We start from the raw sequence: 14,067 nt of genomic DNA, 5'->3' as shown, positions 1-14,067 counted from the left end.
TATTTTATCTGGATACGAAATCTTGTCCCGTCATTGTCATCCAGCCGACGCGCAGCGCATCCATGGTGGATCGCACGTCGTGCACCCGGATGATCCTGGCGCCATGTTGCAACCCGATCAGGGCGCAGGCCAGACTGCCAGCCAGCCGCTCATCAACCGAGCGACCGAGCAGTGCGCCTATCATAGACTTTCGCGACATCCCCACCAAGAGCGGCAGGCCGTAATCGAGCAACTTCTGCTGCTCGGCCAGCAGCCGATAGTTGTGCGCCACCGTCTTGCCAAAGCCATAGCCCGGGTCCAGCAACAGCTGCTGGCGCGCTATACCCGCGGCCAGACAGGCCGCGATCCGCTCATCGAAGAAGGCCCTCACCTCCCCCAGCAGATCGTCGTAATGGGGCTCCGCCTGCATGGTCCTCGGCTGCCCCTGCATGTGCATCAGGCAGACGGGCACGTCAGCCTCTGCCGCGGCGGACAAGGCACCAGGCTCGAGCAGGGCCCGCACGTCGTTGATGAGATGGCCACCTGCGGCGCAGCCTTCACGCATCACGACAGCTTTCGAGGTGTCGAGGGAGATCATGACATCCAGCTCCTGTCCCATCCGCTCAACCACCGGGATCACCCGGTCCAGCTCTTCCTGCCCGCTCACATCGGGCGCCCCGGGGCGGGTCGACTCACCGCCGATGTCGATGAGCGTGGCGCCCTCCTCCACCATCTGGCGCGCGTGGGCCAGGGCTTGCTCCACCTGACTGAAGCGACCGCCATCGGAGAAGGAGTCCGGGGTCACGTTGAGGATCCCCATGACATGGGGGCGATCGAGGGACAGGCTGCGCCCCTTGCTGTTCAGTTGCATCTTTGCTTCCACTTGTATAAAGAAAATCCGAGCATCCGCATAAAGAAAAACCCCGGGCAAGCCCGGGGTTTGGATCATGACAAATTATTTGGCCGGGATGTCGTTGGCCTTGTCGATGTCGGTCAGCGGTGCGCTGCTGTCATCGGCCGGGCTCTTGGCCTCAGGCTCGCTGCTCACGCTGGCGCCGCCTTGCGGGGTATCACCGTGCTCGTCGTGCCAGTTGCTGGGAGCACGCACCTCGCGACGGGCCATCAGATCGTCGATCTGCTTGGCGTCGATGGTCTCGTACTTCATCAGCGCATCTTTCATGGTGTGCAACACGTCCATGTTGTCCAGCAGGATCTGCTTGGAGCGGGCGTAGTTGCGATCGATGACCTGCTTGACCTCGGCGTCGATGACCCGGGCGGTGTCGTCAGACATGTGCTTGGCCTTGGCCATGCTGCGGCCGAGGAACACTTCGCCCTCTTCTTCCGCATAGAGCATGGGACCGAGACGCTCGGACATGCCCCACTGAGTGACCATCTTGCGGGCGATGTCGGTCGCGCGCTCGATGTCGTTGGAGGCACCGGTCGATACCTTCTCGGCACCGTAGATCAGCTCTTCCGCCAGACGACCGCCGTACAGGCTGGAGATCATGGACTCCAGATGCTGCTTGGAGTGGCTCCAGCGATCCTGCTCGGGCAGGTACATGGTCACCCCCAGCGCACGACCACGCGGGATGATGGAGACCTTGTAGACGGGGTCGTGATCTGGCACCAGACGACCGATGATGGCGTGACCCGCCTCATGGTAAGCCGTCATCTCCTTCTCGGAGTCTCTCATCACCATGGAGCGACGTTCCGCACCCATCATGATCTTGTCCTTGGCCTTCTCGAACTCCAGCATCGAGACCACACGACGGCTCTCACGGGCGGAGAAGAGGGCGGCTTCGTTGACCAGGTTGGCGAGATCGGCGCCGGAGAAGCCCGGGGTACCACGTGCAATCACAGCGGCATTGACGTCATCCGCCAACGGCACCTTGCGCATATGCACCTTCAGGATCTGCTCGCGACCACGGACATCCGGCAGGCCGACCACGACCTGACGGTCGAAACGACCCGGACGCAGCAGCGCAGGATCCAGCACGTCGGGACGGTTGGTGGCGGCGATGACGATGACGCCTTCGTTGCCTTCGAAACCATCCATCTCGACCAGCATCTGGTTCAGGGTCTGCTCACGCTCGTCGTGACCACCACCGAGACCGGCGCCACGCTGACGACCGACCGCATCGATTTCATCGATGAAGATGATGCAGGGAGACGACTTCTTGGCCTGCTCGAACATGTCGCGTACCCGGGAGGCACCGACACCCACGAACATCTCGACGAAATCAGAACCCGAGATGGTGAAGAAAGGCACCTTGGCCTCACCCGCGATGGCCTTGGCCAGCAGGGTCTTACCAGTACCGGGCGGGCCAACCAGCAGCACGCCGGTGGGGATCTTGCCGCCCAGCTTCTGGAACTTGGTCGGATCACGCAGGTAGTCGACCAGCTCTTTGACCTCTTCCTTGGCCTCGTCACAGCCTGCGACGTCGACGAAGGTGGTCTTGATCTGATCTTCACTCATCAGGCGAGCCTTGCTCTTGCCGAACGACATGGCACCCTTGCCACCGCCGCCTTGCATCTGACGCATGAAGAAGACCCAGACACCGATCAGCAACAGCATCGGGAACCAGGAGATGAAGATGGACGTGATCAGAGACGGCTCTTCCGGCTTCTCACCCATGACCTTCACATTGTGATTGAGCATGTCGTTGAGCAGCTGGGGATCCGGCGCCGGGATGATGGTGGTGAAACGCTCACCGGTGCGCTTGACGCCATTAATGACCTTGCCATCCATCCGCACTTCACGGATCTGCTCTTGGGTCACTTCTTTAACGAAGCTGGAATAGTCCAGCTGGCGACTGGTAGTATCGCTGGGGCTGAAGCTATTGAACACCGACATCAACACGACGGCGATGACCAGCCACAGGATTAGGTTTTTCGCCATGTCACTCAAATCAATGACCTCGCAGACTGACAGTTAACGATGAGGGTTAGGGTACTACAGTTTAAAACCGGTAGCCACAATGTAGACTTCTCGTGAACGGGCACGGGAGGAGTCTGGTTTACGTATCTTGACGGCAGAAAAAAGTTTACGAATTTCATTGAGATAGGCATCAAAACCCTCTCCCTGGAACACCTTGACCACGAAACTGCCGTTGGTACGCAGGACCTGATTGCACATGTCCAGCGCCAGCTCGATCAGATACATGGAGCGTGCCTGGTCCACCTGCGGGGTACCGCTCATGTTGGGCGCCATGTCAGACATGACGACATCAACCTTGTCCGGGCCCACCCGTGCCAGCAAGGCGCCGAGCACAGTTTCCTCCCGAAAGTCCCCCTGCAGGAAATCGACACCGGCGATGGAATCCATCGGCAGAATATCGCATGCGATCACCCGCCCGTTGTCACCCACCTGATTGATGGCGAACTGGGACCAGCCACCGGGGGCCGCCCCCAGATCCACCACCGTCATGCCCGGTTTGAGCAATTTGTCCTTGCCCTGGATCTCATCGATCTTGAACACGGCGCGGGAACGCAGTCCCAACTTCTGGGCTTTTTTGACGTAATGATCGTCAAAATGTTCTTTTAACCAGCGGGTTGAACTGGGGGAATGTTTTTTCTGGGTCATGATTGTCGACTTTAAAAAACCACAAGGGTTATTAGTATTAAGGGCTAAGTGGGGGTAGAATACGCCCCTTTCAACCCTGACTTATGAAGAAATTGCCATGATTCTCAACAATAAACAGAAACAGTACCTCAAGGGCCTTGCCCACAGCCTGAAGCCGGTCGTCCTCTTGGGACAACACGGCCTGACTGAAGGCGTGCTGGCCGAGATCGATCTGGCGCTGAACCACCACGAGCTGATCAAGGTTAAGGTGTCGTCTGAAGATCGTGAGATGAAACAGCTGGTGATGGAAGCCATCGTCCGTGAGACCGGCTCCATCAAGGTACAGAGCATGGGCCATGTGCTGACCATCTATCGTCAGGCGACTGAACCCAAGATCCAATTACCGCGCAAGTAACAGGAAAGAGCATTCGCTCTTTCCTTCATTTCCCTTCTTCCCAAGTCGCTTGCCAAAATAGTCGTCAGGCCCTTAACCTGCGATGAATACTTGCGGACATCCACTATGGACAAGCATCAGATCCTCACCGAAGAAGAGCTGGCCATGCTGCAGGACTTGGGAGACACCGAGGACAAGGCCGCCGGCCAGTTCCTGCGCGGTTATCTGAACCTCCCCCTGCTCCGCCTGCTGCAACGGGCCGATCCCCTGGTCCTCGAGGCCCGGATCGCCGGCCATCAGCTGCGCTTTCCGCTGCACTGCACCGAAGACGAGGAGGGTCACACCGAGCTGCGCATCGCCGCCCCGAGCATCACCGAGTTGGGCTACCCTCACCTGCGCGCCTGGCGCCTCGATGAGAAGGCCAGCCTACAGACGGCCGATGGCGACTATTCGGTCCACAGCCTGTCGGTCGGCGGCCTGATCGTCGAAGGGCTGCCAGCGGCGCTGACCAAGGGGGATGCCCTCAACGGCAGCCTGCAGATCGAAGGGTTGCCCCCTCTGCCACTGAGCGGCACCCTGATCAGGCGCATCCGCTCGCGCAAGCAGCGGCACGACTGGGCCCTGCAGTTCGAGCTGGACAAAACGGACCGGGAACAGCTGCGAGACTGGATCTTCCAGCGTCACCAAGACGCCTTCGTCCAGGAATACCAGGCGGACTAAATACAACAGGGGAGCCTGGCTCCCCTGTCTGTCAGTCGCCCCTCCAGCTTAGAGGTAGACAACCTCCAGGATCTCGTACTCCACATCACCGCCTGGCGTCTTGACGATGGCGACATCGTCCACTTCCTTGCCGATCAGGGCACGGGCGATGGGGGAGTTCACGGAGATCATGTTCTGTTTGATGTCCGCCTCGTCGTCACCCACGATGCGATACACCACTTCCTCTTCCGTCTCGCTCTTGAGCAGAGTTACGGTCGCACCGAAGATGACGCGGCCATTGTTGGTAATCTTGGTGATATCGATCACCTGGGCATTGGAGAGCTTGCTCTCGATCTCCTGAATGCGGCCTTCACAAAAACCCTGCTGCTCACGAGCGGCATGGTACTCGGCGTTTTCTTTCAGATCACCATGTTCACGGGCATCAGCAATCGCTTCGATAATCTGGGGACGCAGCTCGCTCTTCAGATAGTCGAGCTCTTGACGCAGCTTTTCGGCGCCGCGAACAGTCATCGGAGTATGATTCATAGTCGAAACCTGGGTTGCTTTATAAAGAGAAGCTGCGGCAATCAAAGAGAGCCGCAGCTATCGGTTCGGATGAGGCATCTTAATATGAAGCCGCCACAAAATCCATGTCAGCCCCTGCGAGCAGGATCGAGCTTTGCGCCTAATGCTACTTCTGGCCGGACACGCCGATCGGTGCCGACACCGTCGGTTTTCCCTGCATGATGGCGATCTCCACTCGCCGGTTCATGCGCCGGTTCTCCGGGCTGTTGTTCGGGACCAGCGGCTGGGAATCCGCCATGCCCTGCACCACCAGGCGTCCTCCGTCGAAGCCGGGCACCTTGATCATCTGATGGGCCACCGCCACCGCCCGTTGGGATGACAGCTCCCAGTTAGACTCGAACAGTTCGTCCTCGGTGGCGACATCGTCGGTGTGGCCGGAGACGGTGATCTCCCCCGGCACATCCTTGAGCAGGGCAGCCACCTTGCGGACCACCGGCCAGAACTGGGGTTGCAGGAAGGCCGAGCCCGCCGGGAAGGCCGCCTTCTCGCGAATGCGGATGATGATCTGCTGACCGAGCGCCTCTATCTCGATGGCCCCGTCCTGGATCTGGGCCTGCAGCTGCTCGGCCAGCACCTTGGCCAGCTCGTTGGACTGCGCCTGCGCCTTCTGGGCCTGTTGCATGGTATCGCCGCCGCTCAGGTTGCCATCCGTCTTGTCCTTGCCACCGGCCTGATCCGCCTCACCGGGCTGGAACTCCAGCTCGGTCTGGGTCAGGTCTATGGTCTGCTGCATGATGGTATCGATGGGAGTCGGTTCGGGCCGACCCGGCCTGAACTCCTGGGCGATGACCGAGGTCCCCTTGGGAATGTCTTTGACCTCCAGGATATTCTGCACCCCGAAGGCCTTCTCCATGGAGCCGGCGATCTGCTTGAACTTCTGCACGTCCATCTCGGCGAAGGAGAGCAGCAGCACGAAGAAGCACATCAGCAGCGACATCAGATCGGCGAAGGTACCCATGTAACCGGGCAAGCCGGGTGGCGGACACTTGCACTTTGACATGCGGCCTCCTACTCGAGCCCGTTGTTGCGTTTGGACTGATGCAGATAGTTCTGCAGCATCGCCTGGATCACCCTGGGATTCTGGCCATCCTGGATGCCCATGATGGCGTCAAGGATCAGGGTCCGGCTCAGGCGCTCCTCGCCGCTGCGCAGCTCCAGCTTGTCGGCGATGGGGATGGCGATCATGTTGGCCTCGATGGCGCCATACAGGGTAGTCAGCAGGGCCACCGCCATGGCCGGGCCGATGGATTTGGGGTCGCTCATGTTGGCCAGCATGGCCACCAGTCCCACCAGCGTCCCTATCATGCCCATGGCGGGGCCGAGGTCGCCGAGGGCGCGAAACACCTTGATGGCGATGACGTGACGCTCCGAGGTCAGCTCGATGTCCTTCTCCATCACGGCCCGCACCACGTCGGCGTCATGGCCGTCCACCAGCATGTCGATGCCCTTCTTCATGAAGGTGTTGGGGATCTCCGCCGCCTCCAGGGCCAGGAAGCCCCCCTTGCGCGCCGAGTCGGCCAGCTCGACCGCCTTGGTGATCAGATCATCCAGCTTGTCGCCCTTGTACATGAAGGCCTTGCCCGCCACCTTGAACGCCATCAAGAACTGGCTGAGGTTGAACTTCATCATGGCGATGAACAGGGAACCCAGTATGGTGATATAGACCGAGGGCATATCCACGTACATGGTCATGGGGCCACCCAACGACATACCGTACACCACGACCCCGAACCCCAGCACTATGCCTATCAGACTGCCTAAATCCACATCCCTACTCCTGTCGCCGAACTTGCCATTTATTTATACTTTGTTGAATTTTCTGCTATTGCGCCTCGGGCGGCAAGCCTGACACAGCTCAACGGCCTGCAAGCCATACATGGTTGCCGGCCCGCTCTTATCGGCCGCGGTCGCGATAGTTTGAGCGCGGCGCGCTTTTCTGCCTCCCCCCGCTGCCCGGTCGATGTTAAGATGAGCCGTTTTTTTCAATCCCCGAGGATGGACATGGCCAGTAAAAAAATCGACCGTCTGAGTTTTGATGCCACCCTGGAAGAGCTGGAAGCCATAGTGCATCAACTTGAACAGGGGTCACTCCCCCTCGAGGAGGCGCTCAAGCAGTTCGAACAGGGCATCCATCTGGTCCGGGCCGGTCAGCAGAAGCTGGAGCAGGCCGAGCAGAAGATCCAGATCCTGTTGACGCAGGCCGATGGCAGCGAGCAACTGACCCCCTTTCGACCAGAGCAAGGAGAGCAGTGAGTGACGCTGGACGACTTCTCCCGCCTGCACCGTCGTCGCATCGACGACTGTCTGTCGGCGCAGCTTGACGCCTTGCCCGCCATGGCGCCTCGCCTGCGGGACGCCATGAAATACGGTCTGCTGCTCGGCGGCAAACGGGTACGCCCCTTCCTGGTCTACGCCGTCGGCGAGATGCTGGGGGTGCCGAGTGAGCGGCTCGACGGGCCGGCCGCCGCGGTGGAGTGCATTCACGCCTACTCCCTGCTGCACGACGATCTGCCCGCCATGGACAACGACGATCTGCGTCGCGGCCAGCCGACCGTGCACAAGGCGTTTGATGAAGGCACCGCCATCCTGGCCGGCGATGCCCTGCAGACCCTGGCGTTTTCGATCCTGGCGGACCATCCCCTGCCCGACTCGCTTCTGGCCAACCGGGTGAAGATGCTGAGTACCCTGGCACGCGCCTCCGGTTATCTCGGCATGTGCGGCGGTCAGGCGCTGGATCTGGAGGCCGAGAGCCGCCAGATCAGCCTCGCCGAGCTGGAGCAGGTGCACCGCCACAAGACGGGGGCGCTCATCGAGTGCGCCGTCACCCTGGGTGCCCTGTGCAAGGCCGATGTGGCCCCCGCCACCCTGGCCGCGCTGCAAGCCTATGCCGCCGCCATCGGGCTCGCCTTCCAGGTGCAGGATGACATCCTCGACATCACCGGTGACACCGCGACCCTGGGCAAGCCGCAAGGCTCGGATCTGGCGCAGGAGAAGAGCACCTATCCGGCTCTGCTCGGGCTCGACAATGCCCGTGAGCTGGCTCGCGAACTGCATGACAAGGCCTTAACAGCACTGCAATCCTTGCCCTACAATACCGACATTCTGGAAGCGTTTGCCGATTACATCATCGAGCGAACCCACTAAACGCTGGATAACAGTAACAATATGAGCGTTGATATAAGCAATTTCCCCAACCTGGCCCTCGCGGATACGCCGGTCGAGTTGCGATCCCTGCCCTTCGAGCGGCTGCCCGTGCTGTGCAACGAGCTGCGCGAGTACCTGCTGCGCTCGGTGAGCCGCTCCAGCGGCCACTTCGCCTCCGGTCTCGGCACCGTCGAGCTGACGGTGGCGCTGCACTACGTCTACAACACCCCGTTCGATCGGCTGGTGTGGGACGTGGGCCACCAGGCCTATCCCCACAAGATCCTGACCGGCCGGCGCGAACGCATTCACACCATTCGCCAGAAAGACGGCCTGCACCCCTTCCCCTGGCGCGACGAGAGCGAGTATGACGTGCTGTCCGTCGGCCACTCCAGCACCTCCATAGGGGCGGCGCTCGGCATGGCGGTCGCCGCCGAACGCGAAGGGCTGGGTCGCAAGGTGGTGGCGGTGATCGGCGATGGCGCCATCACCGCCGGCATGGCGTTCGAGGCGCTCAATCACGCCGGTGACGTTCACAAGGACATGCTGGTGGTGCTCAACGACAACGAGATGTCCATCTCCGAGAACGTGGGGGCGCTCAACAACCATCTGGCCCGGCTGATGTCCGGCAAGCTCTACACCACCATCCGCGAAGGCGGCAAGAAGGTGCTGGCGGGCCTGCCTCCGGTCAAGGAGCTGGCCAAGCGGGCCGAGGAGCACCTCAAGGGCATGGTGGTGCCTGGCACCCTGTTCGAGGAGTTCGGCTTCAACTACATAGGCCCCATCGACGGCCATGACATCAACGCCCTGGTCGAGACCCTGCGCAACATGCGCAACCTCAAGGGGCCGCAGCTGCTGCACGTCAAGACCAAGAAGGGCAAGGGTTACGAGCCGGCCGAGAAGGATCCCATCGGTTATCACGCCGTGCCCAAGTTCAACCCGGACGACTGCGCCCTGCCCAAGAGCGGCGGCGGCAAGCCGACCTTCTCCGCCATCTTCGGTCAGTGGCTGTGCGACATGGCCGCCAGAGACGAGAAGCTGATCGGCATCACCCCCGCCATGCGCGAGGGCTCTGGGCTGGTCAAGTTCAGCCAGCAGTACCCGGATCGCTACTTCGACGTGGCCATCGCCGAGCAGCATGCGGTCACCTTCGCCGCCGGCCTCGCCATCGCCGGCCAGAAGCCGGTGGTGGCCATCTACTCCAGCTTCCTGCAACGAGCCTATGACCAGCTGATCCACGACGTGGCGCTGCAAGGGCTGCCGGTGCTGTTTGCCATCGACCGCGCCGGTCTGGTGGGGGCCGACGGCCCCACCCACCAGGGCGCATTCGACATCAGCTTCCTGCGCACCGTGCCAAACATGGTGGTGATGACCCCCTCCGACGAGAACGAGTGTCGCCAGATGCTCTACACCGGCTACCAGTGCAACCAACCCGCGGCGGTGCGTTATCCCCGTGGCAGCGGCGCTGGCACCGAGATCATGAGCGAGATGACAGCGCTGGAGCTGGGTAAGGGCCGCATCCTTCGTGAAGGCAAGGGCACCGCCATACTGGCGTTTGGCACCCTGCTGCATCAGGCCAAGGCCGCCGCCGAGACGCTGGACGCCACCCTGGTGGACATGCGCTTCGTCAAACCCATGGACGAGGCACTGGTGCTCTCCCTGGCCGCCACCCACGCCCAGTTTGTCACCCTGGAAGACAACGCCATCATGGGCGGTGCCGGCTCGGCGGTGAACGAGCTGCTGATGCGCACCAAGCAGTGCAAGCCGGTGCTCAACCTGGGCCTGCCCGACCGCTTTATCGAGCAGGGCACCCAGGAGGAGATCTACGCGCTGCTGGGACTCGACGACGCGGGCATCCTGGCCAGCATCCAGGCCTGGCAGCAGGCCTGACGAGCCAGCACACAGATAGAAAAAGGGCGCCGAACAGGCGCCCTTTTTTATTGCTTGATGCGATCTGGATCAGGCCATCAGCCCTTGTAGATCTTCGGGTTGAACACATCCCGCAGCCAGTCGCCGAGCAGGTTGATCACCAGCACCAGCACCACCAGACAGATCCCCGGGAAGGCGGTGATCCACCAGGAGCCGGAGAAGATGTAGTTGAAGCCCACGCTGATGAGGGAGCCGAGCGACGGCTGATCCACCGGCATGCCGAGACCCAGGAAGGAGAGCGCGGCCTCACTCATGATGGCGTTCGCCACCTGCACAGTGGAGATGACCAGGATGGGTGACAGGCAGTTCGGCAAGATGTGACGGAACATGATGCGCGGGGCACGGAAACCCATCACCTGCGCCGCTTCCACATACTCCTTCTTCTTCTCGGCCAGCACGGAGGCGCGCACGGTACGGGCGTACTGCGGCCACTCGGCGATGCCGATGATCACCACCAGCATGACGATGGCGAACTCGGAGTAGACCTCGGAGCCAAAGCTGGCCTGGAAGATGGCGGAGATGATGATCGCCACCATCATGGTCGAGAACGACAGCTGCACGTCGGCGAAGCGCATCAGCAGGTTGTCGATGCGGCCACCGAAGTAACCGGCGATGAGGCCGATGACGATGCCGAGCACCAGCTGCAGCCCCACCGCGAACAGGCCTATGGTCAGCGAGATGCGGGCACCGTAGAGGATGGTGCTCCAGATGTCGCGGCCCTGGTTGTCGGTGCCGAGCCAGAAGCGCTCCTCGCCACCACTCAGCCAGGAGGGGGGCAGCTCCGCATCCATCAGATCGAAGCTGGTCTGGTCGTAGACGTTGTGCGGCGCGATCCAGGGCGACAGCAGCGCGGCCAGCACGAACACCACGAACACGGCGAAGCTGAACATGGCGACTTTATCGCGCAGGAAGTAGTAGACGATGTCGGAGTTCTTGAATCGAGCCCAGCGGCTTGGGCTCGCAGTTACTGCATTACTCATGCGCTTACCCCTTCGTAGCCAGGTAGACAGCCGGGTTGATGACACGGCCAGCATGGTTGCGCCATGTCAAACAGCGGCTCACAGTCACAGCATTAGTCATGTGTTACCCCTTGGCGGTCAAGTTAACGGTCGGGTTGATAAACCCGTAGAGCAGGTCGACCAGGGTATTGGTCACCACGAAGATCAGCCCGACGAAGATGACGTAGGCGGTGATCAGCGGCGTATCGACCCGGTGGATCGCCTCGAGGAACAGGAAGCCCGTGCCCGGCCACTGGAACACGCTCTCGGTCAAGATGGTGTAGGCCACCATGGTGCCGATCTGCACGCCGCCGACGGTGATCACCGGCAGCATGGTGTTCTTGAGTGCGTGCTGATAGTAGACCTTGTTGTTGTCCAGCCCCTTGGCGCGCGCGAACTTGACGTACTCGGAGGAGAGCTGCTCCAGCATCTCGGAGCGCACCAGCCGGATAAACAGCGGCAGCATGATGGAGGAGAGCGACACCGCGGGCAGGATCAAATGCTTGATGCCATCCCAGGTGAAGAAGCCCGACTCCCAGCCCAGCAGGTTGTAGGTCTCGCCACGGCCATAGGCCGGCAGCCAGCCGAGCTGGATGGAGAACACGAACATCAGCATGATGGCGGTCAGGAAGACCGGGATCGAGATGCCGATGCTGCTCACCGCCATGATGAGCTTGGTCAGGAAGCTGCGTGGCCTTATCGCCGAGTAAACCCCCAGCGGAATGGAGACGGCGACGATGATCAGCGCGGCGGCAAAGACCAGCTCAAGAGTAGCCACCAGCTTGTCGAGGATGACCTCGAGGGCTGGTCGCTTGAAGAAGTAGGAGGTGCCCAGATCCCCTTGCACTGCGTTCTGCAAGAAGCGGCTGTATTTCACCAAAAAGGGATCGTTAAGGCCCATCTTTTCGCGCAACTCATGGCGCACGGACTCGGAGACGGATTGTCCCACCAGCTCGCGCAGCGGATCCCCCAGGTTGTCCTGGATGGAGAAGGCGACCAGGCTGATGACGAACATCACTATCACGGCCTGATAGAACCGTTTCAGCAGGAATGTAAACATGCTTGTCCTTCTACGTGGCCTGTGTCTTGGCACAGGCTTCTGTTAATGGCGGGGGCGCCGATGGCTGCCCCCGCCGGGTCCTTCCTTACGACTCTACTTACTTGTTGACCACCAGGTCACCCAGGTAAGGGAAGTTCATCACGTTGACCACCGGCTTGATGTCGACGTTCTTCTTGGCGCCATAGGCCAGGTCTTCCCAGTGCAACGGCACATAGGCAGCGTCGTCGATCAGCATGGCTTCCACCTTCTGCAGGATGGCGGCACGCTTGGCCGGATCTGTCTCGGTGTTCGCTTCCATCACCATCTTGTCAGCTTCTGCGTTGGCATAACCGCCGCAGTTGTACTGACCCATGCCGGTCTTGGCATCCTTGGTGAAGGTCAGGAACTCGAAGAAGTTCGCACTGTCTTCGGTGTCCGCATGCCAGCCAATCAGCTGCATGTCGGAGGCGCACTTGTCAAACTCGGGCCAGTACTGGGCCACCGGCATGGTCTTCAGATCCACCTTGATGTTGATCTTGGACAGCATGGCGGAGACCGCCTGGGCGATCTTGACGTCGTTGACGTAACGGGCGGCCGGGGAGATGAAGCTCACTTTGAAGCCCTTCTCGTAACCGGCTTCCTTCATCAGCTCCTTGGCCTTGGCCAGATCATACTGGGGCTTGAGCGCCTCGTTGTAGCCGGCATAGCCTTTCGGGCTCAGCTGGCCGGCCGGGGTGCCGAAGCCTTTGTTGATCTTGTCGACTATGCCCACCTGGTTGATGGCGTAGTTGATCGCCTGGCGCACGCGCTTGTCTTTCAGCGCCGGGTTGGTGTTCTGGTTCAGCTCGATGATGATGGCACGGGTACCGGACAGGGTGACCAGCTGGGAATCCTTGCCGTTCTTCACGCGCTCCAGATCGTTCGGGGCGACCGGGTAGATCATGTCCACGTCCCCACCCAGCAGGGCGGCTACGCGGGTCGCATCTTCCTTGATCGGCACCACGGTCAGGTTCTCGACGTTGCCTTTGGAAGCCTTGTCCCAGTAGTTGGCGTTGCGAACGTACTCGAGCTTGACGCCCTGCTCACGGAACTTGACGCTGAACGGACCGGTACCTGAGACATGGGTGGAGGCATAGGAGCTGCCGTTCTTGACGATCTCGGCCTTGTCTTTGCCGGCTTCATCCTTGCCGGTGTAGAACTTGGAGTCCATCGGGAAGATGTAGGTGACGGTCTGCAGCACCAGCGGGAACGGCTTGGCGGTGATCAGATCGACGGTCAGGTCATCGACCTTCTTCACCTCGGCGATGGGGTCGAAGATGGCCTTGAAGTCGGGAGAGGCCTTCAGGCGGTTGACGGTCCATACCACGTCATCGGCGGTGAACGCGTTGCCGGAGTGGAACTTGACGCCCTTGCGCAGGTGGAAACGCACTGTCTTGTCGTCGATGCGCTCAAATTTCTCGGCCAGGCGCGGCTCGAACTGTAGATCCTGGGTGTAACGCATCAGCGGATCGAACACCAGGTGCGACATCTCCAGAGTCTGGCCGGAGAGCTGCTCCTGCGGATCCAGCGAGGTGGCGTCGGAGGCGACGGCCACTGTGATGTTGGCGGCAGAGACGTTAAACGCGAGACCAGCGGCGAACAGCGCCATGGCAATCTTGGATAATCCTTTCTTCATGTCTTTCTCCATGCTTTTGGCTTTTTTATTGACACTATCGTTGATAAACAGACCGGCGAGCCGGTG

The 14,067-nt window shown here is 60.8% G+C and carries 14 protein-coding genes; 5 read left to right on the top strand and 9 right to left on the bottom strand.

The annotated features are described in order from the left end of the window. Window positions 1–4: 4 nt before the first annotated feature. The 3 genes from folP to rlmE all read right to left on the bottom strand — a co-directional run bounded on the left by folP (window position 5) and on the right by rlmE (window position 3,562). A complete protein-coding gene (gene folP / locus KW821_RS04290; RefSeq protein WP_218290554.1) occupies window positions 5–850 on the bottom strand; it encodes a dihydropteroate synthase in 846 nt (281 codons plus the stop codon). 84 nt (window positions 851–934) lie between these two features. Then, entirely contained in the window at window positions 935–2,887 is a 1,953-nt protein-coding gene (ftsH, locus tag KW821_RS04285; protein ID WP_218290553.1) for an ATP-dependent zinc metalloprotease FtsH, read from the bottom strand. A gap of 45 nt (window positions 2,888–2,932) precedes the next feature. Further along, window positions 2,933–3,562, bottom strand: a complete 630-nt coding sequence (rlmE, locus tag KW821_RS04280) for a 23S rRNA (uridine(2552)-2'-O)-methyltransferase RlmE (protein ID WP_042652793.1) — start codon at window positions 3,560–3,562, stop codon at window positions 2,933–2,935. A gap of 97 nt (window positions 3,563–3,659) precedes the next feature. Here rlmE and yhbY point away from each other — a divergent pair, with 97 nt between their 5' ends. Then, window positions 3,660–3,956, top strand: coding sequence for a ribosome assembly RNA-binding protein YhbY (gene yhbY / locus KW821_RS04275; RefSeq protein WP_042652794.1), 297 nt, complete (start codon window positions 3,660–3,662; stop codon window positions 3,954–3,956). A 105-nt stretch (window positions 3,957–4,061) separates the two neighbouring features. Continuing rightward, window positions 4,062–4,655 (top strand): PilZ domain-containing protein, encoded by a 594-nt coding sequence (locus KW821_RS04270; protein ID WP_218290552.1) that lies wholly within the window; start codon window positions 4,062–4,064, stop codon window positions 4,653–4,655. Window positions 4,656–4,703: 48 nt separating this feature from the next. On the opposite strand, the gene greA is transcribed toward KW821_RS04270, so the two are convergent. The 3 genes from greA to pomA all read right to left on the bottom strand — a co-directional run bounded on the left by greA (window position 4,704) and on the right by pomA (window position 6,986). Further along, window positions 4,704–5,180 (bottom strand): transcription elongation factor GreA, encoded by a 477-nt coding sequence (gene greA, locus KW821_RS04265; RefSeq protein WP_042652796.1) that lies wholly within the window; start codon window positions 5,178–5,180, stop codon window positions 4,704–4,706. Between the two features lie 145 nt (window positions 5,181–5,325). Continuing rightward, window positions 5,326–6,219: a flagellar motor protein MotB gene (locus KW821_RS04260; RefSeq protein WP_218290551.1), complete on the bottom strand. Its 894-nt coding sequence runs from the start codon at window positions 6,217–6,219 to the stop codon at window positions 5,326–5,328. An 8-nt stretch (window positions 6,220–6,227) separates the two neighbouring features. Beyond that, the gene (gene pomA / locus KW821_RS04255; protein WP_042652798.1) at window positions 6,228–6,986 is read right to left on the bottom strand and encodes a flagellar motor protein PomA; all 759 of its coding nucleotides are present in this window, start codon (window positions 6,984–6,986) and stop codon (window positions 6,228–6,230) included. Between the two features lie 234 nt (window positions 6,987–7,220). Here pomA and xseB point away from each other — a divergent pair, with 234 nt between their 5' ends. The 3 genes from xseB to dxs are packed head-to-tail and all read left to right on the top strand — an operon-like array spanning window position 7,221 to window position 10,250. Next, window positions 7,221–7,472, top strand: coding sequence for an exodeoxyribonuclease VII small subunit (gene xseB, locus KW821_RS04250; RefSeq protein WP_042652799.1), 252 nt, complete (start codon window positions 7,221–7,223; stop codon window positions 7,470–7,472). After that, window positions 7,473–8,363 carry a (2E,6E)-farnesyl diphosphate synthase gene (ispA, locus tag KW821_RS04245; RefSeq protein WP_218290550.1) on the top strand — a complete coding sequence of 297 codons (891 nt, stop codon included), beginning with the start codon at window positions 7,473–7,475 and terminating at the stop codon, window positions 8,361–8,363. It abuts the gene before it with no gap. A 21-nt stretch (window positions 8,364–8,384) separates the two neighbouring features. Continuing rightward, complete coding sequence (gene dxs, locus KW821_RS04240; RefSeq protein WP_218290549.1) at window positions 8,385–10,250, top strand: 1-deoxy-D-xylulose-5-phosphate synthase; 1,866 nt, start codon at window positions 8,385–8,387, stop codon at window positions 10,248–10,250. Window positions 10,251–10,327: 77 nt separating this feature from the next. Here dxs and KW821_RS04235 read toward each other — a convergent pair whose 3' ends face one another. The 3 genes from KW821_RS04235 to KW821_RS04225 all read right to left on the bottom strand — a co-directional run bounded on the left by KW821_RS04235 (window position 10,328) and on the right by KW821_RS04225 (window position 14,001). Next, on the bottom strand, window positions 10,328–11,269 hold the full coding sequence (locus KW821_RS04235) for an ABC transporter permease (RefSeq protein WP_042652802.1): 942 nt from the start codon (window positions 11,267–11,269) through the stop codon (window positions 10,328–10,330). 103 nt (window positions 11,270–11,372) lie between these two features. Further along, the gene (locus tag KW821_RS04230; RefSeq protein ID WP_042652803.1) at window positions 11,373–12,347 is read right to left on the bottom strand and encodes an ABC transporter permease; all 975 of its coding nucleotides are present in this window, start codon (window positions 12,345–12,347) and stop codon (window positions 11,373–11,375) included. Window positions 12,348–12,444: 97 nt separating this feature from the next. After that, a complete protein-coding gene (locus tag KW821_RS04225; RefSeq protein WP_218290548.1) occupies window positions 12,445–14,001 on the bottom strand; it encodes an ABC transporter substrate-binding protein in 1,557 nt (518 codons plus the stop codon). Window positions 14,002–14,067: the final 66 nt, after the last annotated feature.

Source organism: Aeromonas sp. sif2416 (assembly GCF_019218665.1).
In the GTDB taxonomy this organism is placed as follows: domain Bacteria; phylum Pseudomonadota; class Gammaproteobacteria; order Enterobacterales; family Aeromonadaceae; genus Aeromonas; species Aeromonas encheleia.
This window is presented reverse-complemented; position numbering and strand designations above follow the sequence as displayed.

Bases quoted from the DNA above. Each gene is read 5' to 3' on its own strand.
- KW821_RS04230 (WP_042652803.1), bottom strand. From the start codon at position 12,347: ATGTTTACATTCCTGCTGAAACGGTTCTATCAGGCCGTGATAGTGATG.
- KW821_RS04270 (WP_218290552.1), top strand. From the start codon at position 4,062: ATGGACAAGCATCAGATCCTCACCGAAGAAGAGCTGGCCATGCTGCAG.
- KW821_RS04225 (WP_218290548.1), bottom strand. From the start codon at position 14,001: ATGAAGAAAGGATTATCCAAGATTGCCATGGCGCTGTTCGCCGCTGGT.
- rlmE (WP_042652793.1), bottom strand. From the start codon at position 3,562: ATGACCCAGAAAAAACATTCCCCCAGTTCAACCCGCTGGTTAAAAGAA.
- folP (WP_218290554.1), bottom strand. From the start codon at position 850: ATGCAACTGAACAGCAAGGGGCGCAGCCTGTCCCTCGATCGCCCCCAT.
- KW821_RS04260 (WP_218290551.1), bottom strand. From the start codon at position 6,219: ATGTCAAAGTGCAAGTGTCCGCCACCCGGCTTGCCCGGTTACATGGGT.
- yhbY (WP_042652794.1), top strand. From the start codon at position 3,660: ATGATTCTCAACAATAAACAGAAACAGTACCTCAAGGGCCTTGCCCAC.
- dxs (WP_218290549.1), top strand. From the start codon at position 8,385: ATGAGCGTTGATATAAGCAATTTCCCCAACCTGGCCCTCGCGGATACG.
- greA (WP_042652796.1), bottom strand. From the start codon at position 5,180: ATGAATCATACTCCGATGACTGTTCGCGGCGCCGAAAAGCTGCGTCAA.
- xseB (WP_042652799.1), top strand. From the start codon at position 7,221: ATGGCCAGTAAAAAAATCGACCGTCTGAGTTTTGATGCCACCCTGGAA.
- KW821_RS04235 (WP_042652802.1), bottom strand. From the start codon at position 11,269: ATGAGTAATGCAGTAACTGCGAGCCCAAGCCGCTGGGCTCGATTCAAG.